23 protein-coding genes and 1 tRNA gene are annotated in these 19,699 nt (G+C 65.2%); 4 read left to right on the top strand and 20 right to left on the bottom strand.

Annotated elements, in window-relative coordinates:
• Positions 1 to 12 precede the first annotated feature (12 nt).
• The 10 genes from nuoF to ACI48D_RS02195 form a co-directional block, all read right to left on the bottom strand.
• The gene (gene nuoF, locus ACI48D_RS02240; protein ID WP_435569577.1) at positions 13 to 1,308 is read right to left on the bottom strand and encodes an NADH-quinone oxidoreductase subunit NuoF; all 1,296 of its coding nucleotides are present in this window, start codon (positions 1,306 to 1,308) and stop codon (positions 13 to 15) included.
• Positions 1,305 to 1,781 carry an NADH-quinone oxidoreductase subunit NuoE gene (gene nuoE / locus ACI48D_RS02235; RefSeq protein ID WP_435569576.1) on the bottom strand — a complete coding sequence of 159 codons (477 nt, stop codon included), beginning with the start codon at positions 1,779 to 1,781 and terminating at the stop codon, positions 1,305 to 1,307. Before nuoE ends, nuoF begins: the two co-directional genes overlap by 4 nt.
• A gap of 34 nt (positions 1,782 to 1,815) precedes the next feature.
• Positions 1,816 to 3,069 (bottom strand): NADH-quinone oxidoreductase subunit D, encoded by a 1,254-nt coding sequence (locus ACI48D_RS02230; protein WP_435569575.1) that lies wholly within the window; start codon positions 3,067 to 3,069, stop codon positions 1,816 to 1,818.
• Positions 3,069 to 3,662 carry an NADH-quinone oxidoreductase subunit C gene (locus tag ACI48D_RS02225; RefSeq protein WP_435569574.1) on the bottom strand — a complete coding sequence of 198 codons (594 nt, stop codon included), beginning with the start codon at positions 3,660 to 3,662 and terminating at the stop codon, positions 3,069 to 3,071. The genes ACI48D_RS02230 and ACI48D_RS02225 overlap by 1 nt, the downstream gene beginning before the upstream one ends.
• A 21-nt stretch (positions 3,663 to 3,683) precedes the next feature.
• The gene (locus ACI48D_RS02220) at positions 3,684 to 4,160 is read right to left on the bottom strand and encodes a NuoB/complex I 20 kDa subunit family protein (RefSeq protein ID WP_135190173.1); all 477 of its coding nucleotides are present in this window, start codon (positions 4,158 to 4,160) and stop codon (positions 3,684 to 3,686) included.
• A 3-nt stretch (positions 4,161 to 4,163) separates the two neighbouring features.
• A complete protein-coding gene (locus ACI48D_RS02215) occupies positions 4,164 to 4,523 on the bottom strand; it encodes an NADH-quinone oxidoreductase subunit A (protein ID WP_435569573.1) in 360 nt (119 codons plus the stop codon).
• Positions 4,524 to 4,752: 229 nt separating this feature from the next.
• Positions 4,753 to 4,837: transfer RNA gene (locus ACI48D_RS02210), tRNA-Leu, on the bottom strand.
• 239 nt (positions 4,838 to 5,076) lie between these two features.
• Positions 5,077 to 5,508, bottom strand: coding sequence for a preprotein translocase subunit SecG (gene secG, locus ACI48D_RS02205; RefSeq protein WP_435569572.1), 432 nt, complete (start codon positions 5,506 to 5,508; stop codon positions 5,077 to 5,079).
• 54 nt (positions 5,509 to 5,562) lie between these two features.
• Positions 5,563 to 6,309: a triose-phosphate isomerase gene (gene tpiA / locus ACI48D_RS02200; protein ID WP_435569571.1), complete on the bottom strand. Its 747-nt coding sequence runs from the start codon at positions 6,307 to 6,309 to the stop codon at positions 5,563 to 5,565.
• A 129-nt stretch (positions 6,310 to 6,438) separates the two neighbouring features.
• Positions 6,439 to 7,422, bottom strand: a complete 984-nt coding sequence (locus ACI48D_RS02195) for an NAD(P)H-quinone oxidoreductase (protein ID WP_435569570.1) — start codon at positions 7,420 to 7,422, stop codon at positions 6,439 to 6,441.
• Positions 7,423 to 7,531: 109 nt separating this feature from the next.
• On the opposite strand from ACI48D_RS02195, the gene ACI48D_RS02190 reads away from it, so the two are divergent.
• On the top strand, positions 7,532 to 7,738 hold the full coding sequence (locus ACI48D_RS02190) for a hypothetical protein (protein WP_435569569.1): 207 nt from the start codon (positions 7,532 to 7,534) through the stop codon (positions 7,736 to 7,738).
• A complete protein-coding gene (locus ACI48D_RS02185; protein WP_435569568.1) occupies positions 7,735 to 7,929 on the top strand; it encodes a hypothetical protein in 195 nt (64 codons plus the stop codon). Before ACI48D_RS02190 ends, ACI48D_RS02185 begins: the two co-directional genes overlap by 4 nt.
• Before the next feature lie 51 nt (positions 7,930 to 7,980).
• On the opposite strand, the gene ACI48D_RS02180 is transcribed toward ACI48D_RS02185, so the two are convergent.
• The 3 genes from ACI48D_RS02180 to ACI48D_RS02170 all read right to left on the bottom strand — a co-directional run bounded on the left by ACI48D_RS02180 (position 7,981) and on the right by ACI48D_RS02170 (position 9,944).
• The gene (locus ACI48D_RS02180) at positions 7,981 to 8,328 is read right to left on the bottom strand and encodes a KGG domain-containing protein (protein ID WP_435569567.1); all 348 of its coding nucleotides are present in this window, start codon (positions 8,326 to 8,328) and stop codon (positions 7,981 to 7,983) included.
• Between the two features lie 166 nt (positions 8,329 to 8,494).
• Entirely contained in the window at positions 8,495 to 9,109 is a 615-nt protein-coding gene (locus tag ACI48D_RS02175; protein WP_435569566.1) for a tetratricopeptide repeat protein, read from the bottom strand.
• Positions 9,110 to 9,182: 73 nt separating this feature from the next.
• Complete coding sequence (locus tag ACI48D_RS02170) at positions 9,183 to 9,944, bottom strand: GIN domain-containing protein (protein ID WP_435569565.1); 762 nt, start codon at positions 9,942 to 9,944, stop codon at positions 9,183 to 9,185.
• Between the two features lie 411 nt (positions 9,945 to 10,355).
• Between ACI48D_RS02170 and ACI48D_RS02165 the strand changes: the two genes are divergently transcribed.
• Both ACI48D_RS02165 and ACI48D_RS02160 read left to right on the top strand, forming a co-directional pair.
• Positions 10,356 to 11,798, top strand: a complete 1,443-nt coding sequence (locus tag ACI48D_RS02165) for a M16 family metallopeptidase (protein WP_435569564.1) — start codon at positions 10,356 to 10,358, stop codon at positions 11,796 to 11,798.
• A gap of 10 nt (positions 11,799 to 11,808) precedes the next feature.
• Entirely contained in the window at positions 11,809 to 13,227 is a 1,419-nt protein-coding gene (locus tag ACI48D_RS02160; RefSeq protein ID WP_435569563.1) for a M16 family metallopeptidase, read from the top strand.
• A 68-nt stretch (positions 13,228 to 13,295) separates the two neighbouring features.
• Here the strand turns inward: ACI48D_RS02160 and ACI48D_RS02155 are convergent, their stop codons facing one another.
• The 7 genes from ACI48D_RS02155 to ACI48D_RS02125 form a co-directional block, all read right to left on the bottom strand.
• Positions 13,296 to 13,484: a hypothetical protein gene (locus ACI48D_RS02155; protein ID WP_056436957.1), complete on the bottom strand. Its 189-nt coding sequence runs from the start codon at positions 13,482 to 13,484 to the stop codon at positions 13,296 to 13,298.
• 125 nt (positions 13,485 to 13,609) lie between these two features.
• The gene (locus tag ACI48D_RS02150; protein WP_435569562.1) at positions 13,610 to 15,499 is read right to left on the bottom strand and encodes a hybrid sensor histidine kinase/response regulator; all 1,890 of its coding nucleotides are present in this window, start codon (positions 15,497 to 15,499) and stop codon (positions 13,610 to 13,612) included.
• A 3-nt stretch (positions 15,500 to 15,502) separates the two neighbouring features.
• Entirely contained in the window at positions 15,503 to 16,825 is a 1,323-nt protein-coding gene (locus tag ACI48D_RS02145; RefSeq protein WP_435569561.1) for an ATP-binding protein, read from the bottom strand.
• Complete coding sequence (locus ACI48D_RS02140) at positions 16,822 to 17,856, bottom strand: SpoIIE family protein phosphatase (RefSeq protein ID WP_435569560.1); 1,035 nt, start codon at positions 17,854 to 17,856, stop codon at positions 16,822 to 16,824. Before ACI48D_RS02140 ends, ACI48D_RS02145 begins: the two co-directional genes overlap by 4 nt.
• Positions 17,844 to 18,311, bottom strand: coding sequence for an anti-sigma regulatory factor (locus tag ACI48D_RS02135; protein WP_435569559.1), 468 nt, complete (start codon positions 18,309 to 18,311; stop codon positions 17,844 to 17,846). Before ACI48D_RS02135 ends, ACI48D_RS02140 begins: the two co-directional genes overlap by 13 nt.
• Positions 18,311 to 18,667 carry an STAS domain-containing protein gene (locus tag ACI48D_RS02130; protein WP_230029853.1) on the bottom strand — a complete coding sequence of 119 codons (357 nt, stop codon included), beginning with the start codon at positions 18,665 to 18,667 and terminating at the stop codon, positions 18,311 to 18,313. Before ACI48D_RS02130 ends, ACI48D_RS02135 begins: the two co-directional genes overlap by 1 nt.
• A gap of 7 nt (positions 18,668 to 18,674) precedes the next feature.
• Positions 18,675 to 19,535 carry an STAS domain-containing protein gene (locus tag ACI48D_RS02125; protein ID WP_435569558.1) on the bottom strand — a complete coding sequence of 287 codons (861 nt, stop codon included), beginning with the start codon at positions 19,533 to 19,535 and terminating at the stop codon, positions 18,675 to 18,677.
• Positions 19,536 to 19,699: the final 164 nt, after the last annotated feature.

The following is a 19,699-nucleotide window of genomic DNA, read 5'->3' as shown; positions in this document are numbered from 1 at the left end:
ACCTGACCTGGTTTAAAGGTATGCGGGCACGAGGCAATGCTTGTGCTCGATGTGATATTCGAATTCCTCGCGGAAGTTCTTGATCATCGCTTCCACCGGCATCGCCGCAGCGTCACCGAGGGCGCAGATGGTGCGGCCCTTGATGTTGAAAGCGATGTTGTTCAGCAGGTCCATGTCTTCCGGACGGCCCTGGCCGTGCTCGATACGGTGGACCATGCGGTACATCCAGCCGGTGCCTTCACGGCACGGGGTGCACTGGCCGCACGATTCCTCGTAGTAGAAGTAGGACAGGCGCAGCAGCGACTTGACCATGCAGCGGGTCTCGTCCATGACGATCACGGCGCCCGAACCGAGCATCGAACCGGCCTTGGCGATCGAGTCGTAGTCCAGGTCGGTGTCCATCATGACTTCGCCGCGGATGACCGGCGCCGACGAACCGCCCGGGATCACGGCCTTGATCTTCTTGCCGCCGCGCATGCCGCCGGCCAACTCCATCAGCTTGGCGAACGGCGTGCCGAGCGGGACTTCGTAGTTACCCGGACGCTCGACGTCGCCCGAGATCGAAAAGATCTTCGAACCGCCGTTGTTCGGCTTGCCCATGCCGAGGTAATTCTCGGGGCCGATGTTCAGGATGAACGGGACGGCTGCGAAGGTCTCGGTGTTGTTGATCGTGGTCGGCTTGCCGTACAGGCCGAACGAGGCCGGGAACGGCGGCTTGAAGCGCGGCTGGCCCTTCTTGCCTTCCAGCGACTCCAGCAGCGCGGTTTCTTCGCCGCAGATATAGGCGCCGTAGCCGTGGTGCGCGTGCAGCTGGAACGAGAACTGCGAACCCATGATGTTATCGCCCAGGAAGCCGGCGGCGCGCGCCTCTTCCAGCGCCTCTTCGAAGCGCAGGTATTCCTGGAAGATCTCGCCGTGGATGTAGTTGTAGCCCACGGTGATGCCCATCGCGTAGGCGCCAATGGCCATGCCTTCGATCAGCGCGTGCGGGTTGTAGCGGATGATGTCGCGGTCCTTGAACGTGCCCGGCTCGCCTTCGTCGGTGTTGCAGACGAGGTATTTCTGGCCCGGGAACTGGCGCGGCATGAAGCTCCACTTCAGGCCGGTCGGGAAACCCGCGCCGCCGCGGCCGCGCAGGCCGGAGGTCTTCAGGTCGGCGATGATCTGCTCGGGCGTGATGCCCTCTTCCAGGATCTTGCGCAGGGCCGAGTAGCCGCCACGCTTGACGTAGTCGGCCAGGTGCCAGTTGTCGCCGTTCAGGTCCTTCAGGATCAGCGGATTGATGTGGCGGTCGTGCAGGCTGGTCATTTGTTCAGTTCCTCCAGCAGGGCGTCGATCTTGTCGTCGTTCATGAACGAGCACATGCGGTGGTTATTCACCAGCATCACCGGCGCGTCGCCGCAGGCGCCCATGCATTCGCCTTCGAGCAGGGTGAACTGCCCGTCTTCGGTGGTGCCGCGGTAGTCGATCCCGAGGGCATCCTTGATGCGCTGGCCGGCCCGCTCGCCACCCGACAGGGCGCACGGCAGGTTGGTGCAGACGGTAATCTTGTGCTTGCCGACGGGCTTCAGGTTGTACATGTTGTAGAAGGTGGCCACTTCCTGCACGGCGATGGCAGGCATGCCGATGTAGTCGGCGACTTCCTGCATCGTTTCCGGCGACAGCCATCCCTTTTCGACCTGCGCGTGGGCCAGCGCGGCCATCACGGCCGATTGACGCTGGTCTGCCGGATATTTCGCCAGCTCGCGGTCGATCTTTTGTAAGCACTGCTCAGATAACATTTTTTCTCTTCCTTATCGGACGCTCTTTGTCCACTCAGCGGTCAATCGAGCCGAACACGATGTCTTGCGTACCGATGATGGTCACGGCATCGGCGATCATGTGGCCGCGCGCCATCTCATCCAGGCTCTGCAGGTGCACATAGTCGGGGGTACGGATCTTCAGGCGGTAGGGCTTGTTGGCGCCGTCCGACACGATGTAGATGCCGAACTCGCCCTTCGGGTGCTCGACCGCGGCATAGGCCTCGCCCGGTGGCACGTGGAAGCCTTCGGTGAACAGCTTGAAGTGGTGGATCAGCGATTCCATGTTCGACTTCATGTCGACGCGCGAGGGCGGCGCGATCTTGTTGTTGTCGATCATGACCGGGCCCGGGTTCGCAGCCAGCCAGGCGACGCACTGCTTGACGATGCGGTTGGACTGGCGCAGCTCTTCGATGCGGACCAGGTAGCGGTCGTAGGAGTCACCATTGGTGCCGACCGGGATGTCGAAGTCCATCTTGTCGTACACGGCGTACGGCTGGGTCTTGCGCAGGTCCCAGGCGATGCCCGAGCCGCGCAGCATGGCGCCCGAGAAGCCCATTGCCTTCGCGTCTTCCGGGGTCACCACGCCGATGCCGACGGTACGCTGTTTCCAGATACGGTTGTCGGTCAGCAGGGTCTCGTACTCGTCCACGTAGCCGTCGAAGCGCTTGGTGAAGCCGTCGATGAAGTCGAGCACCGAACCCTGGCGGATCTCGTTCAGCTCGTCCACGGCGCGCTGGCTGCGCACCAGCGACGGCCTGTGTTTCGGCATGGCGTCCGGCAGGTCGCGGTACACGCCGCCCGGGCGGTAGTAGGCCGCGTGCATGCGCGCGCCCGACACCGCTTCATAGACGTCGAACAGGTCTTCGCGGTCGCGGAAGGCGTACAGGAAGGGGCCCATGGCACCGATGTCCAATGCGTGCGCGCCCAACCACATAAGATGGTTTAGGATACGCGTGATCTCGTCGAACATCACACGGATGTACTGCGCGCGGATCGGCGCTTCGATGCCCAGCAGCTTCTCGATCGCCAGCACATAGCCGTGCTCGTTGCACATCATCGAGACGTAGTCGAGGCGGTCCATGTACGGCACCGACTGCAGGTAGGTGCGGGTTTCGGCCAGCTTCTCGGTGCCGCGGTGCAGCAGGCCGATGTGCGGGTCGGCGCGCTGGATCACCTCGCCGTCCAGCTCCAGCACGAGGCGCAGCACGCCGTGCGCTGCCGGGTGCTGCGGACCAAAGTTCAGGGTGTAATTCTTAAGCTCAGCCATTATTTCATCCCGTAGGTTTCTTCGCGGATCACGCGCGGAATGTTTTCACGCGGCTCGATCGTCACGGGTTGGTAGATCACGCGCTTCTGCTCGGGGTCGTAGCGCATCTCGACGTAGCCCGAAATCGGGAAGTCCTTGCGGAACGGGTGGCCGATGAAGCCATAGTCGGTCAGGATGCGGCGCAGGTCGCCATGACCTTCGAACAGGATGCCGAACAGGTCGAACGCTTCGCGCTCGAACCAGTTGGCGTTGCGCCAGATGCCGGTGATCGAGGACACCAGCGGCATGTCGTCGTCCGGGCAGAACACGCGGACGCGCACGCGCCAGTTGTGCTCGATCGACAGCAGGTGGACCACCACCGCGAAGCGCAGGCCATCCCAGGCGCCTTCGCCGTAGTTCAGGTAGTCGACGCCGCACAGGTCGATCATTTCTTCAAAGCGCAGGGAGGCATCGTCGCGCAGGGCCTGCATCGCGGAGAGGTAGTCGGCGGCCTTGACCACCACGGTGACTTCGCCGAGCGCCGACGAAATGGCGGCGCGCTCGCCGAGCGCATTCTTCAGGGCGAGCTCAAGGACTTCGAGTTTTGTCGTCATGATTTAATTCGGCAGGTTCTCTTATCGCGCGATGGTGTTCGTGCGCTTGATCTTGTTCTGCAGCTGGATGATGCCGTACAGCAGAGCTTCGGCGGTCGGCGGGCAGCCCGGGACATAGACGTCGACCGGCACGATGCGGTCGCAGCCGCGCACGACCGAGTAGGAGTAGTGGTAGTAGCCGCCGCCGTTGGCGCAGGAGCCCATCGAGATGACCCAGCGCGGCTCGGCCATCTGGTCGTAGACCTTGCGCAGTGCCGGCGCCATCTTGTTGCACAGGGTGCCGGCGACGATCATCACGTCGGATTGGCGCGGGGACGGACGGAACACGACGCCGAAGCGGTCGAGGTCGTAGCGGGCGGCGCCGGCGTGCATCATCTCGACTGCGCAGCAAGCCAAGCCGAATGTCATCGGCCACATCGAGCCGGTACGGGCCCAGTTGATCAGCTTATCGGCTGTAGTGGTAACAAAACCTTCGTTTAAAACGCCTTCAATAGCCATGGCTTATTCCCAATCAAGGGCACCTTTCTTCCAGATGTACCAGAAACCGACGACGAATTCGGCGATGAAGACCATCATCGTGACGAACGCGGGCCAGCCCAGTTCGCGTATCGAGACGCCCCATGGGAAGAAGAATGCCGTTTCCAGATCAAACAAAATAAACAGGATCGCGACCAGGTAGTACCGGACGTCGAATTTCATGCGCGCATCTTCGAATGCTTCGAAACCGCATTCGTACGGCGACAGCTTGGCGGCGTCGGGACGGTGCGGCGCAATGATGCGGCCGAGGACTTGTGGAGCGACACCAACGCCGATACCGACAAGGAGGAACAAAAGGACGGGGAAGTAATTCTCGAGGTTCACAGCAGGAAAGCCTTTTTGAACGATCGGTTGATGAAAACACTGCATGACTGCAGCACCGCATCGCGCAATCCTGGCTTGGGGCCTACCACCAGGATCGTACGACTGAGAACCTCAGAAAGCTGCTGCGAACTATCGCTCGCAACGCTTTCTGAAGTCCTCATGATCCTCGTAAAAAAGCCAGCTAAAGGCAAGGAGCGGAGTCCATGCGCCCTAGCTGGCTTCTGTATCTTGGTGCCGACGGCGAGACTCGAACTCGCACAGCTTGCGCCACTACCCCCTCAAGATAGCGTGTCTACCAATTTCACCACGTCGGCTGGAGACCAGTATTCTACCCTGTCTAAGCACCTTTTTTCAATGCCCAAATTGCGTTTATACAAGGAAGTTTACTGAATTTCTCAACTTGCTTTTCGCTGTATTCACAGCCTGGCGGATCGAGAAGCCGCCAGGGCTTACTGGCGGAGAGAACCCACCGATACTACACCACCCCGCACAAGCCTGCACGGAGGGGTCCACTTTTACGGGGTGGACCGGGAGCCTGCCTTAGCTGGCCGAATTACTTGGCCGGAGCCGGAGCGGCCGGAGCGGCGCCCGGCACGTCCTGGGTCGCGGCCGGAGCCGGGGCCGCAGGCGCAGCTGCACCAGGAGCCGCCGGCACCGTGTTCGGAACGGCATTGCCCGCATTGTTCGCCGGAGCGGCCGGTACCGGCGTACGCTCCATCACGCCGCCGCCCACGCTGGCCGCCGGACGGTTGGTGCCGAAGTAGGCCAGCGCCAGGGTCGAGGCGAAGAAGATCGCTGCGGCCACCGCGGTCGACTTCGACAGGAAGTTCGAAGAACCGCTGGCGCCGAACAGGCTGCCGGACGCGCCGGAACCGAAGGCGGCGCCCATATCGGCACCCTTACCGTGCTGGACGAGCACGAGACCGATGATGGTCAGCGCGGACACGACCTGCAGAACAACGATCAGATTGAACAACACGTTCATTATTATTCCATTCCAAGGTTAACTACGTTGCAAATTCTTATTCGGGCGGCATGATCAGGTGGCGTGAATAATAGCCAGAAAATCCTGCGCCTTCAACGCCGCCCCGCCGATCAAGCCGCCATCGATGTCGGGCTGCGCCAGCAGTTCATGCGCATTCTCCGGCTTCATGCTGCCGCCGTACAGGATGGCCACGCCATCCGCCGCGGAGCCGGCGCGGGCCCGCAGTTGGGCGCGCAGCTGGGCGTGCACTTCCTGCGCCATCTCCGGCGTCGCGGTCCTGCCGGTGCCGATCGCCCACACGGGTTCGTAGGCGACCACGATCTTGCCGACCGCCTCGGCCGGCAGCAGCTCCAGCACCGCGCCGAGCTGGGCGCCGACCACGTCGACGGTCCGCCCCGCTTCGCGCTGCTCCAGCGTTTCACCGACGCAGACGATCGGGGTCAGTCCTTCGCCCAGTGCCGCCTGCGCCTTCTTCGCCACCAGCTCGCTGCTCTCGCCATGGTAGGCGCGGCGCTCCGAGTGGCCGACGATCACGTAGCGGCAGGCGAAGTCCGACAGCATCTTCGCGCACACTTCGCCCGTGTAGGCACCGCCCGAGTAGGCCGAGACATCCTGCGCACCCCAGGCGATCGGGCCGCCTTTCAGCGCATCTTCGCATTGCTGCAGATAAGGCGCCGGCACGCACACGGCGATCGATGCCTTGGCGCCGTCCAGGCCCGCGGCGATCCCATCCAGCAAGGCCGCGTTTGCGGCACGGCTGCCGTTCATCTTCCAGTTACCTACGATGAGCTTGGCCCGCATCAGAACCTCACGGTCAAATAACCCGCTATTTTAGCGGTCGTTGAAAGGGCGGTCAAACGAAGGCTGACCAAATGCATGGTTTTCATGGTTGCTTCCAAAGTTGTGGGTATTCGTTGCTCGGGTGCGCGCCTATGCGGCGACCTCGAGCATGATCTTGCCGACGTGGGCGCTGCTCTCCATCAGCGCGTGCGCTTGCGCCGCCTGTTCGAGCGGGAAGCTGCGATGGATTACCGGCCTGATCTTGCCGGCCTCGATGAGCGGCCAGACGCGTTCGCGCAATTCGCGTGCGATTTGCGCCTTGAAGGACACCGGGCGCGGGCGCAGGGTCGAGCCGGTGATCGTCAGGCGCCGCCGCAGCACCTGGCCGAGGTCGACCTCGGTGCGGGCGCCGCCGAGCAGCGCGATCAGGGCGATGCGGCCGTCATCGGCCAGGCAGGAAATTTCGCGCTTGATGTAATCGCCGCCGACCATGTCGAGCACCACGTCGACGCCCTTCCCGCCCGTCAGCTCCTTCACCACGGCGGCAAAGTCCTCGGTCTTGTAGTCGATTGCGCGCTCGGCGCCGAGGCGTTCGCAGGCCCGGCATTTATCCTCGCTGCCGGCGGTGGCGAACACGCGGTGGCCGAGGGCGGCGGCCAACTGGATCGCGGTGACGCCGATGCCCGAGCTGCCGCCCTGCACCAGCAGGCTCTCGCCCGGCTGGAGGGCGGCGCGCTGGAACACATTGCTCCACACGGTAAAGAAGGTCTCGGGCAGCGAGGCGGCTTCGAGCGGGCTCAGGCCCTTCGGCACCGGCAGGCATTGCTCCAGCGGCGCCGCGCAGTACTCGGCATAACCGCCGCCCTGCACCAGGGCACACACCAGGTCGCCCTTGTTGAAACCGCTCGTGCCGAGCTCGCCGTCGACGATCTCGCCGGCCACTTCCAGGCCCGGCAGGTCGGACGCGCCCGGCGGCACCGGGTATTGGCCGATACGCTGAAAAACGTCCGGACGGTTGACGCCGGCGGCGATCACACGGATCAGGATTTCGCCGGCCTTCAATTCGGGCAGTGGCCGCTCGCAGGGCTGCAGGACTTCGGGCTTGCCGAATTGCGTGATTTCGATAGCGCGCATAGTGTTGAAATGCCTGTTAAATAAGTGTCAATTGTACGCCACTCGGCATGCCCTCACCAAGTGGAAGGGCGGCCAACAATTGCTGATAACGCTATCAATGCGCAAGTAAATGCGCCTGCTGTCGAATCCGCCGGAAGGCTCGCTGGCCGGCCGCAACATCCTGGAACGCTTCGACCGCGCCCACGAGAGGGGCATTGCCGTGGTCGGCGCAACGCTCACGCCGTTCGAAGGCGCCGCTTACTATTCGCTGGAGAAGGAAGTGGTGCGGCAGGCGGTCAACAACTGGATCCGTTCGAGCGACGAGTTGATGCGGTGATCGGCTTCGACCGCGTCACCCGCGATCCCACCCATCCGACCCGCTTCCTGCCGGCCCATGACAGCGGCGACCACCTGCACCCGAACGACCTGGGCTACCAGGCGATGGGCAATGCAGTGCCGCTCGAATTGTTCCGCTCGCTGGGTACGGGGTACCTGAAAGCGCAGCCGGCGCTGCCGACTAAGCGGTAAACGACGTCGTCCCCGCGCGAAGGCGGGGACGACGCTACGACAAGCTACAAATTACTTCTTGTTGTCGTTCTTGTGGCTCTGCGAGCCGGCCTTCGCATGCTGCTCCGGGGTACCGCCGCGGGTGCCACCGCCGCTGCTGCCGCTGCCGCCACCGCTCTGCTGGCTGCCGCTGCCGCCACCGCTTTGCTGGCTGCCGTCGTTCTTGTGGCTCATGGAGCCGGCACGGCGTGCCTCTTCCGAGGTGAACTCGTGGGCGTTGCCCGAAGCGTGGGCTGCCTTGCCGCCTTCCGAAGCGATTTCGCGCTGCTTCTGCGGATCCATCGATGCGAAACCGCGGTTGCTGGTGTCGCCGCTCTGGTTGTTACCCTTGTTGCCGCCGCCTTGGTTGTTCGATGCCATGATTGTTGCCTCCAATAGTTGGGTTATGCACCAGCCCGTTGAAAAACTGGCTGAGACAGGACCATCTTAGTCATCATGGACCGGTCCGCCCACCACGGACGCCCCATCGCTTTGTAGGACTACGCCTTCATGGAATGTCAGTATGGTCTTTACATCGAAAAGCAACTCAAGGGTTGCCGCCGCCCGTGCGCGATTGGGTCGGCAGCGGCGTGCCGGGCTTCCAGTTGCGCGACAGCGCCTGCGCTTCCTCGATCTGTTCCTGGGTCATCTGGCGCGCGATGATGGCGCGCTGTTCGGTCGCGCTGCGGTGGCCGTTCGCGGCAGCAAGATTCCACAGCATGTATGCGATCACCATGTCCTGCGGCATACCGGCGACGTGATAGCGGTACATCAGGCCCAGCGCGTGCTGGGCGTCCGGATGGCCCTGCTCGGCGGCCTTGCGGAACCATGTCACCGCCAGCTTCTGGTCTTGCGGCACCGAGTTTCCCGTGTAATACATCGCGCCGATCACGTACTGGGCGTCGGCCTTGCCCTGCAGCGCCGCCTTGTAGTGCCAGGCGAAGGCCTGCTTGTAGTCGCGCTGCACGCCGCGACCCATGTAATACATCAGGCCCAGCAAATGCTGCGCATCCGCGTTGCCGGCCTTGGCAAGCGGCGTGATTTCCTTCAGCGCCAGCGCGTAGTTGCGGGCGTTGTAGGCATTGGCGCCTTCCGTGAAGCCTGCCATCGCACTGCTGTGCAAGCCAAGGGCCAGCAGGATGGCAACGATGTGTTTTCTCATTGTCTCGTTCGGAACGGATGCCCTGCGGGTCCTTGCCCTTCGGGTCTTGTTCTGGTTGTCGCCCTGGGTCGCCTTACTTCCAGCTGACCTTGCCCAGCCCATCGACCGCCACCTTGCGGTTCAGCGGCTTGCCGTACACCGTCACCGAGCCCATGCCGGACAGGTTCAGGTTCGCGTTCTGGTGCGCCGTGACGCTGGCGTTGCCCAGGCCGGACAACTCAACGTTGACGCTGTCGGCGGTAAATTCTTTGGCGTCCAGGCTGCCCAGCCCGCCGAGGTCGGCCTTCAGCCACCTGGCGCGCCCGCTCAGGGTCACGAAGCCGGCGCCGCGCAGGTTCAGGTCGACGCCCTCGCCGCTCAGGCTCTGCAGGTGCATGCTGCCGATGCCGCCCAGGCTGGCCGACACCAGCCGGTAATGACAGGATATCCGCATCGATCCGGCGCCATCCAGGCTCAGTTCCAGCTCGTCGCCCGAGAAGCCGGAGACGTCGGTCGAGCCGACGCTCTCGGAACTCAGCTCGCGCAGCGCCGGCAGGGTCAGCTCGGCATGCAGCGAACCCAGGCGCATGTGGCCGTGGATGTCGCTGTCGATGTTCAGCGTGTCGCCGCTCTGCACGGTGACGGTCTTAGCCAGCCAGCGCGGATCGCCGCTCAAGGTCAGCGTGGCGGTGCTGCCCTGGCGGATCCGCAGGTCGACCGCACCGTCGAGCTTGACGCGCACCACGCGTGCATCGATCGGGCGCGTCTCGGTGGCGACCTCGGGCGCCGCATGCGCCATGCCGAAGCAGGCCCAGAAGGCGGTGGCCGCCGTGCCGAGCTTGAAAACCTTGTTCATCCAATTCTCCGAGTCCATGTTCCTGTTGTGCAAGCGTACCGTGCTCCTGGAAATCGTGCTACCTCGACAATTTCCAAGTTGGCATCACTACAGCCTCAGCGTAAGGACTTGGCTCGTCCATGCCCACGGGATTGCGACGAACTGCAGAAAGCGCGCCCCGAGCGACACGATGGCGGGAATGACATGCAGATCCGGCCCGGCGCTTTGACGCGGCCGAGCCGGCCATTATGCGGGACGTCTTGACGGGAAACTGTACGAATTTGTCACTGGAGGACTTCCGGATTATGTTGCTCTCAAACAAAAAATTCCTTTTTTACATGGCATTACGTTAAGATAAACCGCTGCCCGGATACGATCCGGACAGAAAGACGCAGTTTCGAGTTCAGCCAAACCAGAGGTTATTCAATGCGCATGCGCCTATTACCCGCCCTGCTTGCCGGGGTGTCGCTGTCGCTGTCCGCGTACGCCGCGAACAGCGACCAGTGGACCCTGCCGGTCAACATCAAGAAGCTCGACAACGGCCTGACGGTCGTCGTCTCCGAAGACCACAGCTCGCCCACCGTGGGCGTCTCGGTCGTCTACCACGTCGGCATGCGCCTCGAACCACGCAACCGCACCGGTTTCGCCCACCTGTTCGAACACCTGATGTTCCAGGGCACGCCGAATGCGCCGAAGGGCGTGTTCGACCGCACCATCACCGGCGGCGGCGGCAACAACAACGGTTCGACCCGCCCGGACTTCACCAACTACATCGAGACCGCGCCGGTGTCCTCGCTCGAGCCGATCCTGTGGTTGGAGGCGGACCGCATGAAGACCCTCGACTTCAATCCGGCCACGCTGAAGAACCAGCAGGACGTGGTGAAGGAAGAGATCCGCGTGAACGTGAAGAACCAGCCCTACGGCGGCTTCAACTGGATCGACATCAGCAAGCTGGCCTTCAACAAGTGGGAAAACAATCACGACGGCTACGGCAGCTTCGAAGACCTCGAAGGCGCCAGCCTGGACGACGTGCGTGGCTTCCACCGCGATTACTACGGCCCGAACAACGCGGTGCTGGCGATCGCCGGCGACCTCACCCCGGCCCAGGGCTTCGCACTGGCCCAGAAATACTTCGGCGGCATCGCCAGGCGCCCGACGCCGAAAGGCACCGACTTCACCGAAGGCCTGAACACCGAGGAAAAGCGGATCGAGCAGAGCGACGCCCTGGCCCAGGTGCCAGCCGTGGCCGCCGCCTGGAAGGTGCCGGCCCGCGGCACGCCCGACCAGGCGCCGATGGCCGTGCTGGCCGAGCTGCTGGCCGGCAGCGATGCCTCGCTGTTCTACCAGGGCCTGGTGAAAGGCCGGCAGATCGCGCTGAACATGTCCGGCGGCTTCGGCCTGACCGGTCCGTTCGAATACGACGGCCCGACCCTGTTCACCGTGACCGCGCTGTACAAGCCGAACAGCAACGCCGACGCCCTGCTCGCCGCAATGGACGAGGAGATCGCCAAGGTCGCCAGGGACGGCGTCGACGACGCCACGCTGAAGCGCGTCAAGACCAGCATGGTGGCCGACTGGAACAACAGCCTGGAAAACATCCTGCGCCGCGCCGACAGCCTGGCCAAGCTGCAGACCCTGTGGGGCGACGCCAACGTGGTCAACAAGGTGCCGGGCTGGATCGAGGGCGTCACCTCGAAGGACGTCCAGCGCGTCGCCGCGACCTACCTGGTGCCGGCCAACCGCACCGTGATCGACCGGAAGCCGGTGGCGAAACCCGCCCCGCCGGCCGCGCCGCAGCCGGCGAACAAGGCAGTCACCACGCCGCCCCCGGCCGAACAAAAAACCGCACCGGCCGCTGCCGGCGCAAAAAACTAAGGAGAGCACGATGAAAAAGCTGATGCTCATTTCCGCCATCTCGATGGCGTTTGCAAGCTCGGCCTTCGCCGCCGAAGCAGCCGCCCCGGCGGCCCCGGCCGGCATGCCCGCCTACGCCAAGGACAAGCCGCTGCCGACCCCGCACATCGCCAAGAAGACCCTGGCCAACGGCCTGCAGGTCTGGGTGGTGCCGCGCAAGGGCGTACCGCGCGTCGACATGGTCCTGGCCGTGCGCGGCGCCGGCTACGTCGCCGACGACGCCGCCCATCCGGGCTTCGCCAACATGATGGCCGGCCTGCTGAACGAAGGCACCGCCAAGCACGACTCGCGCGCCATCGCCGAGCTGGCCCAGGGCCTGGGCGGCTCGGTAGGCGGCAGCGCTTCCGCCGACGGCATCACCGTCAGCGCCAACGCGCTGGCCTCGCAAGCCGGCCCGATGATGCAGCTGCTGGCCGAAGTCGCGCGCGCACCAGTCTTCCCGGCCAAGGAAGTGGCGCTGGCCAAGGCCAACGCGCTGCAATCCTTGCGCGTGGCCGAGACCCAGCCGCGCTTCCGCGCCGACCGCGCCCTCAACCGCGCACTGTTCGGCGAGCATCCCTACGGCCACACCACCCCGACCGTCGAAGCGATCAATTCGACCGACGAAGCGCTGCTGCGCGCCGAGCACGCCAAGCGCTTCCGTCCCGACCAGGCGCTGCTGGTGATCGCCGGCCGCATCAAGGAAGCGGACGCGCTGAAACTGGCCCGGCAGGCCTTCGGCGACTGGAAGGCCGAAGGCCCGGCCCCGGCCGCGGCGCCCAAGGCGCCTGGTGCCGCCAAGCCGGTCCATGTGCTGCTGGAGCGTCCGGGCAGCGTGCAGTCGACCATCCGCCTGGGCGGTTCCGGCATCGCCGCCACCGCCGCCGACCAGGTGCCGCTGCGCCTGGCCAGCACGGTGCTGGGCGGCGGCTTCTCGAGCCGCGTCAACATCAAGCTGCGCGAAGAAAAGGGCTATACCTACGGCGCCTCGGCCGGCGCGCGCATGATGCGCGAAGGCGGCAGCATCGTCGGCGGCGCCGACGTGCGCAACGAAGTGACCGGCGCGGCCCTGACCGAGTACTTCAACGAGTACAAGCGCATCGGCAGCGAGCTGATCACGCCGCAGGAAATGCAGATGCACAAGCGCTACGTTGCCGGCGGCTACGTGCTGAGCAACCAGATGCAGCGCGCGGTGGCCGCCACCCTGGCCGGCAACTGGCTGGTCGGCCTGCCGGCCGAGTACCTGGTCCAGTACGTGCCGCTGATCCAGAAGGTCACGCCGGAACAGGTGCGCGAGGTGTCGAAGAAGTACTTCGCGCCCGAGAACCAGTCGATCGTCGTGGTCGGCGATAGCAAGGCCGTGGGCGAACAGCTGAAGGCCTTCGGCGACTTCACCGTGACGGACAAGTAATCGTTCAGGTACGGGCGAACGAAAGCCTCCCGGGTGCGAGCCCGGGAGGCTTGTTTTTTATCCTTGCCTCACTTCTTGGCCGACTGCTTGCTGCCGCCGCTGGACGACTGCTTGGTCTCGCCGTGTTCGGCGCGCTGCTTGTTGACGATGCGCGACGCGACCTCTTCCTCGCGGCCGGGATAGCGGTGCTCCTTCTTGAACTCGGTCTCGAGCTTCTTGAACTCGCGCTCGCGCTTTGGGCTGGCTCCCTTGGGCATGATGGCCTCCGTCTGGTGGTGATGCCGCCAGAGTAGACCGGACACGGGGACGTTTCGGTGCGATGACGAACGTAGCGCGTGGGCACTCGATTGATGCCCCCGGCATCAATCGCCCACGCATCCGATCACCCCTGCAACGCCTTCTCGAGGTCATCCAGCTCGGCCGGCTTGACCAGGTGCGCGTCGAAGCCGGCCTCCTGGGCCTTGCGGCGGTCTTCCGGCGAACCGTAGCCGGTGTGCGCCACCAGCCGGATCGACTGCAGCTCGGGATGCCGCTTGAGCATGCGCGCCACTTCGTAGCCGTCGACGTTCGGCAGGCCGATGTCGAGCACGATCACGTCCGGGCGGCGCTCCAGCGCGAGGTCGATGATGTGGGTGGCGTCGGCCGTGGTGGTGGCGTCGTAGCCCATCTCGGCCAGCAGGAAGGACATCATCTCCATGGCGTCGAGGTTGTCGTCGACCAGCAGCACGCGCCGGCCGCCCTGCGCGGCATGACCGACCTGCTCGGCGGCCGGTGCGGACGGCTCCGGCATCGCGGTGCGCAGCACCGGCAGCTCGACCGTGAAGGTGCTGCCCATGCCGATCCCGGGGCTGGTCGCCGACAGGCGTCCGCCGTGCATCTCGAGCAGGCGCGACACCAGCGACAGGCCGATGCCCAGCCCTTCCGGTGCACGGTCCGGCGGCACCGCGGCCTGCGTGAACATGCCGAAGATGCGCGGCAGGCTGTCCTCGGCGATGCCGATGCCATTGTCCTGCACCGCGATGCGAACCAGCTCGCCGTCCAGCCGCACCTCGACCCTGATCTGGCCGCCCTTGGGCGTGAACTTGGCGGCGTTGTGCAGCAGGTTGCCCATCGACTGCGCCAGCCGCACCGGATCGCCCATCACCCAGATTTCGCGTTCCGGCTGGAGCACCTCGAGGTGGTGCCCGCGCGCCGCGATCAGCGGGCCTGCGGTCTCGATCGCCTGCGCGATCACGCCCTTCAGCTCGACCTCCTCCTTGCGCAGCGCGATCTTGCCTTCCGAGATGCGCGCCACGTCCAGCAGGTCGTCGACCAGGTGGGCCAGGTGGTCGACCTGGCGCGTGATCACCTCGCGGGCTCTGGCCTGGCGTTCGGCCGCGCCGGCGCCGCTGGAGCCCAGCAGCGCGGCCGCATTGCGGATCGGCGACAGCGGATTGCGCAATTCGTGCGCCAGGGTCGCCAGGAATTCGTTCTTGTTGCTGTCGGCCGCGCGCAGCAGGCTTTCCATTTCCTTGCGCCGCGTGATGTCGCTGGTCACGCGCGCCACGCGGTAGACCTCGGCGCGCTCGTCGCGCACCGGAAACAGGCGGTCGCGCACCCAGCGCACCGCGCCGTCGTTCAGCACGATGCGGAATTCGGCTTCGTAATGCGGATGTTCCCGCACGCCGCGCCAGAGGCCTTCGACGTAGCCGCGGTCTTCCGGGTGTACCGCCTCCATCCAGCTGCCCGGCTCGCGCTCGAGCGACTCGACGCTGCGGCCCCAGATCGTGGGATAGGCCTGGCTGACGTATTCGAGAGCGCGGGCCGGCACCGAGAACATCCAGAACACGTCCTCGATGTTGTCGGTCAGCTGGCGGAAGCGTTCCTCGCTGTCGCGCAGCGCGCTCTGGGTGCGGCGCATGCGCAGCAGCGCGTTGACGTTGGCGATCAATTCGTCGGCCTCGATCGGCGCCGCCAGGTAGTTGTCGGCGCCGCCTTCCAGGCCGCGGATCTTGTCGGCGCGGCCGGTCAGCGCGGCCGAGGTCTGCAGCACCAGCACCATCGCGCTGTCGGGATCGGCCTTGATGCGGCGGCAGACCTCGATGCCGTTGATGTCGGGGAGCTTCACGTCCAGCAGCACCAGCGAGATCGGGCCCTGCTTGACGGCCGCCAGCGCGTCGGTGCCGTTGGTGGCCTCCATGACCTCGAATCCGGCGCTCTGCAGGATCCGGGTCTTGGCGTAGCGGGCGCCGTCGTTGTCGTCGACATTCAGGATGAGGGTGGGATTCGTCATCGTCTATCCATCAATTTGCGGTAGGCTGCGCGGAAGGACCAGCCTGAAGGTGGAACCCGCGCCGACCTGGCTCTCGACCTCGACCCGGCCGCCCAGCAGCTCGGCCAGCTTGCGGCACAGCGGCAGGCCGAGGCCGGTGCCCTTGCTGCGGCGCTGCAGCGGATGCTCGATCTGGCTGAACTCCTCGAAGATCAGCTGCAGGTTGTCCGGGCTGATGCCGATCCCGGTGTCGGTCACCGCGAATGCGATAGTATCGTGCTGGCGATCCCAGTCCGCGCTCACGCGCACCGAACCCTGCTCGGTGAATTTCAGCGCGTTCGAGATGAAGTTGCGCAGCACCTGGGAAATCTTGCCCTCGTCCGAGTCGAAGGGCTCGTCGAAGTCCGGCGTCTCGAACACCAGCTCGACCTTGCTCTCGTCGACCAGCGGACGCAGCATGCCCTTGAGCGCGCGGAACAGGTTCTCGACCACCACTGGCGCCGGCAGCAGCTCGACCTTGCCGGCCTCGATCTTGGCCAGGTCGAGCAGGTCGTTGACCAGTTCCGACAGGTCGTTGGCGGCTTTTTCGATGAACTTGACCTGGCGCTCCTGCTCGACCGTGAGGTCGCCGTCCAGGCGGTCCAGCAGCAGCTTGGCCAGCGCCCGGATCGACGACAGCGGCGTGCGCAGTTCGTGGCTGGTGTTCGACAAAAAGCGCGACTTCATTTCGTCGGCGCGGCGCAGGTGCTCGGCCTTGTCCTCGATCTCGGCGTACAGCGCGACGATGCCGCGGTTGGTATCCTCCAGCTCGCGCGTCAGCGCCAGCAGGTCTTCCTGGCGCTCGCGCAGCTCGGCCAGCGTGGACACCAGTTCCTGGTTCTGCTGGTGCACTTCCAGGTAGCTGTTGGCCACCGGGCTGTCCTTGGCCAGCTGGGCGCCCAGCTCGGCCAGGCGCGCCCCGTCCACCCACGACTGGGGCGGCAGCAGCTTGCACATCGTGAGCATCGGCACGCCGTGCGCGTCGGTCTCGATCGTGCACTCGTCCATCAGGCGATGCGCGGTCACCACGGCGTCGTCCGGCAGGGATGCGCCCACGGCCGTGCTGCCGGCCGCGATCGTCATCTCCAGGCACTGGCGGCCGGCATGCTCGCGCACCAGGAACGCGGCGCGCCCGCCGAAGCCCAGCTGGCAGGCGCCGCGCGCCACTTCCGACACCGCGGTGGCGATCCGCACCTGGTCCTGCTGCGAAAAGCCGAGCAGGGCCGACACCTGGCGCGCGCGCTGGCGCACCAGCACCACGTCCTGATCGCCGGCCAGGCTCACGTTGAGGATGCGTTGGCCGCTCATGCATGTCCTCCCCGGCGGCGGCCGACCAGCACCATGGCATCGTCGCGGCGGCGGATGAAGTCGCGCATCAGGATGCCCGCCACCAGCGCCGGGGTGCGCGCGTGCAGGCCGGGATAATCGTTCAGGTCCCACTGGGTCTGCACGCCGTCCGAATGCAGGATGCACAGGGCGCCCGGCGGGCAGTCGACGCTGAACTCCTGCACCTTGCGCATGTTGGCGCCGACGATGCCGTTGTGCGAGACCAGCGCGCGCCGCGCCGTGCCGTCGTGGACCAGCCCACTCACGTTGCCGATCCCGGTAAAACGCAGCAGGTCAGCGCCGTAGTCGATGCGCGCCACCGACAGCGCGGCGCCGCGCGTGATGCGCAGCGCCTCGTGCGCCGCATGCAGCACTTCGGACGGCGCCGACGACGGCCGCCGCTCGAGGGCCTCGATCGCCGCGCGCGCGGCCTTGGCCGCCTCCGGGCCGTGGCCCAGGCCGTCCACCCCGAGCAGGGTGGCGCCGTCCAGGTCACAGCTCGCGGCCCAGCCGTCGCCGCAGGCTTCTTCGCCCGCCAGCGGCACGCACAGGGCGCCGATCTCGATGCCGCAGGCCTCGGGCGGCGGGCTGCCGCGCCACAGGCGCATGAAGAAGGCGGCCCCCTTGCCACGCATCGACCAGACGTCGAACTCGTCGGACTGGCGCTGCAGCGCGCCCAGGCCGGTGCCGGCGGTGCCTGCGGTGGAGACGCCGTCGCGGATGCTGGTCGCGAGGTCGGCGATGCCGGGGCCGTGATCGATCGCCAGCACGTCGATGCCGGCCATCGATGCGCCCGACTGCGCGCGCATGACGTACAGGGTGCCCTCCCCGGCGTGCTTGAGGATATTGGTGCCGGCTTCGGTAATCACGATCGCCAGCCTGCCCGCCTGGACATCGTCGAACCCGAGCTCGTCGGCCAGCTTCTGGCCTGCGCGGCGGGCGGCGGCGATGTCGCTGGCGTGGATGATCGGGAACACGAGCTGCGTTAACAGCGAACTGATCAGCGTTTCCATTTGACGACAGACACTGCCGTGCCTTCCCCCGGACGGGAATCGATCTCGAACTCGTCGACCAGGCGCCTGGAGCCGCCCAGTCCGAGCCCGAGGCCGCCGCCGGTCGTGAAACCGTCGCGCAAGGCCTGCTCGAGATCGGGAATGCCCGGTCCATTATCCACGAAGATCAGGCCGACGCCGCGCTTGAAACCGTCTTCCAGCGCGTCGAGATGGACCAAGCCGCCGCCGCCGTACTTGATCGTGTTGCGGGCCAGTTCACTGGCCGCGGTCACCAGCTTGGTCTGGTCGACCAGCGACAGGGCGATCGCCACCGCGCGCTCGCGCACGTGCCTGCGCAGCCCGACCACGTCCTCGTCGGAACGCAGCGGCAGCGTCGTGCGCGCGGTGCGCAGGCGGCCGTTGCGCTCCAGGAGCGCGGTGTCGAATGCCACCGCGGTGTTGAGAGCTGCGCTCATCAAAAGTGCGTCTTTCCTAACAGGGTCATGCCCTTTTCCACGTTGAGTGCCGTCTTCACGCCGTGCAGGGTCAGGCCCAGCTCCACCAGCGTGATCGCCACCGCCGGCTGCATGCCGACCACCACGGTCTGGGCATCCAGCACGCGCGCCATCGCGGCGGTATTGCTGATCATGCGGCCGATGAAGGAGTCGACCAGGTCCAGCGCCGAGATGTCGATCAGCACGCCCTTGGCATTATCGCGCACGATGCGCTCGGTCAGGTCGTCCTGCAGCGTCATCGCCAGGCGGTCATGCATGTCGACCTGGATCGTTACCAGCAGCAGGTCGCCCATGCGGAGAATCGGAATACGTTCCATGCCGGGCTCAATCCTTCTTGATGATCGAGGTGCCGGTACGCTCGAGCGCGACCACGAAAGCGTCGGCCAGGGTGGCCTTGGTCATCACGTCCTCGAGGTTGACGCCGAGGTGGACGATGGTCTGGGCGATCTGCGGGCGGATGCCGCTGATGATGCAGTCCGCGCCCATCAGGCGGGCGGCGGCGATGGTCTTCATCAGGTGCTGCGCCACCAGGGTGTCGACGGTCGGCACGCCGGTGATGTCGATGATCGCGATGGCCGCGCCGGTGTCGACGATCTTTTGCAGGATGTTTTCCATCACCACCTGGGTCCGCGCGGAATCGAGGGTGCCGATCAGCGGCAGCGCCAGTATGCCGTTCCACAGCTTGACCACCGGGGTCGAGAGTTCCAGCAGTTCCTGCTGCTGGCGCACGATGATCTGGTCGCGGGCGCGCTGGAACACCTCGATGGTGTACAGGCCCAGCTTGTCGAGCAGCGTGCTGACGACCCAGGACGCGTTGGCCAGGACTGCCTGATCGCCGGCGAAGCCAGCGTTCAGGCGGGTGAACAGCGGTTGCTTGAGGGAAAACACGAAGGTCGCGGTTTCGCCCGGGGTCGAACCGCCCCTCGCGCGCGACGATGAGATCTCGGCCAGCAGGTCGCGCACCTCATCCCAGGAGCGGTGCTCGATGTTCTGCAGCTCGCCGCCGCGGGTGGCAGTGCTGAAGGCCGTCAGGAATTGCTGGCAATGCTTGCGCAACTGCTCCTTGGACACCGCGTTAGACCGTACCGTCAGCGCTTCCAGTTGCGCCATCCAGTCGGCACCGATGTCTGCCTCGTGCTCCTGGACGATCTGACTGATACGGGTAGCGTAGTCCTGAGTGCTCATCTTTTTTTCCTTTAGGTCTTGGACGGGCGAAGGCCTTTTATGTCACATGACAAGGCCATTCTGTTAAATGACTAACTATACCATTCCTTTCCTTCATGACACGACACGATTGAGTACGGCGCTTCTTATTTTGTCTTACAGTCGAGCATGCCAATTGCTTACGG

Source organism: Massilia sp. LXY-6 (assembly GCF_051233485.1).
Lineage (GTDB): Bacteria > Pseudomonadota > Gammaproteobacteria > Burkholderiales > Burkholderiaceae_D > Telluria.
Note: the sequence above shows the minus strand (reverse complement) of the source record. Positions and strands in the feature narration are given on the sequence as shown.

What these genes read in the sequence shown, in the direction of transcription:
- nuoF (WP_435569577.1), bottom strand. Translation starts at nt 1,308, where the DNA reads ATGACCAGCCTGCACGACCGCCACATCAATCCGCTGATCCTGAAGGAC.
- nuoE (WP_435569576.1), bottom strand. Translation starts at nt 1,781, where the DNA reads ATGTTATCTGAGCAGTGCTTACAAAAGATCGACCGCGAGCTGGCGAAA.
- ACI48D_RS02230 (WP_435569575.1), bottom strand. Translation starts at nt 3,069, where the DNA reads ATGGCTGAGCTTAAGAATTACACCCTGAACTTTGGTCCGCAGCACCCG.
- ACI48D_RS02225 (WP_435569574.1), bottom strand. Translation starts at nt 3,662, where the DNA reads ATGACGACAAAACTCGAAGTCCTTGAGCTCGCCCTGAAGAATGCGCTC.
- ACI48D_RS02220 (WP_135190173.1), bottom strand. Translation starts at nt 4,160, where the DNA reads ATGGCTATTGAAGGCGTTTTAAACGAAGGTTTTGTTACCACTACAGCC.
- secG (WP_435569572.1), bottom strand. Translation starts at nt 5,508, where the DNA reads ATGAACGTGTTGTTCAATCTGATCGTTGTTCTGCAGGTCGTGTCCGCG.
- tpiA (WP_435569571.1), bottom strand. Translation starts at nt 6,309, where the DNA reads ATGCGGGCCAAGCTCATCGTAGGTAACTGGAAGATGAACGGCAGCCGT.
- ACI48D_RS02195 (WP_435569570.1), bottom strand. Translation starts at nt 7,422, where the DNA reads ATGCGCGCTATCGAAATCACGCAATTCGGCAAGCCCGAAGTCCTGCAG.
- ACI48D_RS02190 (WP_435569569.1), top strand. Translation starts at nt 7,532, where the DNA reads ATGCGCCTGCTGTCGAATCCGCCGGAAGGCTCGCTGGCCGGCCGCAAC.
- ACI48D_RS02180 (WP_435569567.1), bottom strand. Translation starts at nt 8,328, where the DNA reads ATGGCATCGAACAACCAAGGCGGCGGCAACAAGGGTAACAACCAGAGC.
- ACI48D_RS02175 (WP_435569566.1), bottom strand. Translation starts at nt 9,109, where the DNA reads ATGAGAAAACACATCGTTGCCATCCTGCTGGCCCTTGGCTTGCACAGC.
- ACI48D_RS02170 (WP_435569565.1), bottom strand. Translation starts at nt 9,944, where the DNA reads ATGAACAAGGTTTTCAAGCTCGGCACGGCGGCCACCGCCTTCTGGGCC.
- ACI48D_RS02165 (WP_435569564.1), top strand. Translation starts at nt 10,356, where the DNA reads ATGCGCCTATTACCCGCCCTGCTTGCCGGGGTGTCGCTGTCGCTGTCC.
- ACI48D_RS02160 (WP_435569563.1), top strand. Translation starts at nt 11,809, where the DNA reads ATGAAAAAGCTGATGCTCATTTCCGCCATCTCGATGGCGTTTGCAAGC.
- ACI48D_RS02155 (WP_056436957.1), bottom strand. Translation starts at nt 13,484, where the DNA reads ATGCCCAAGGGAGCCAGCCCAAAGCGCGAGCGCGAGTTCAAGAAGCTC.
- ACI48D_RS02150 (WP_435569562.1), bottom strand. Translation starts at nt 15,499, where the DNA reads ATGACGAATCCCACCCTCATCCTGAATGTCGACGACAACGACGGCGCC.
- ACI48D_RS02145 (WP_435569561.1), bottom strand. Translation starts at nt 16,825, where the DNA reads ATGAGCGGCCAACGCATCCTCAACGTGAGCCTGGCCGGCGATCAGGAC.
- ACI48D_RS02140 (WP_435569560.1), bottom strand. Translation starts at nt 17,856, where the DNA reads ATGGAAACGCTGATCAGTTCGCTGTTAACGCAGCTCGTGTTCCCGATC.
- ACI48D_RS02135 (WP_435569559.1), bottom strand. Translation starts at nt 18,311, where the DNA reads ATGAGCGCAGCTCTCAACACCGCGGTGGCATTCGACACCGCGCTCCTG.
- ACI48D_RS02130 (WP_230029853.1), bottom strand. Translation starts at nt 18,667, where the DNA reads ATGGAACGTATTCCGATTCTCCGCATGGGCGACCTGCTGCTGGTAACG.
- ACI48D_RS02125 (WP_435569558.1), bottom strand. Translation starts at nt 19,535, where the DNA reads ATGAGCACTCAGGACTACGCTACCCGTATCAGTCAGATCGTCCAGGAG.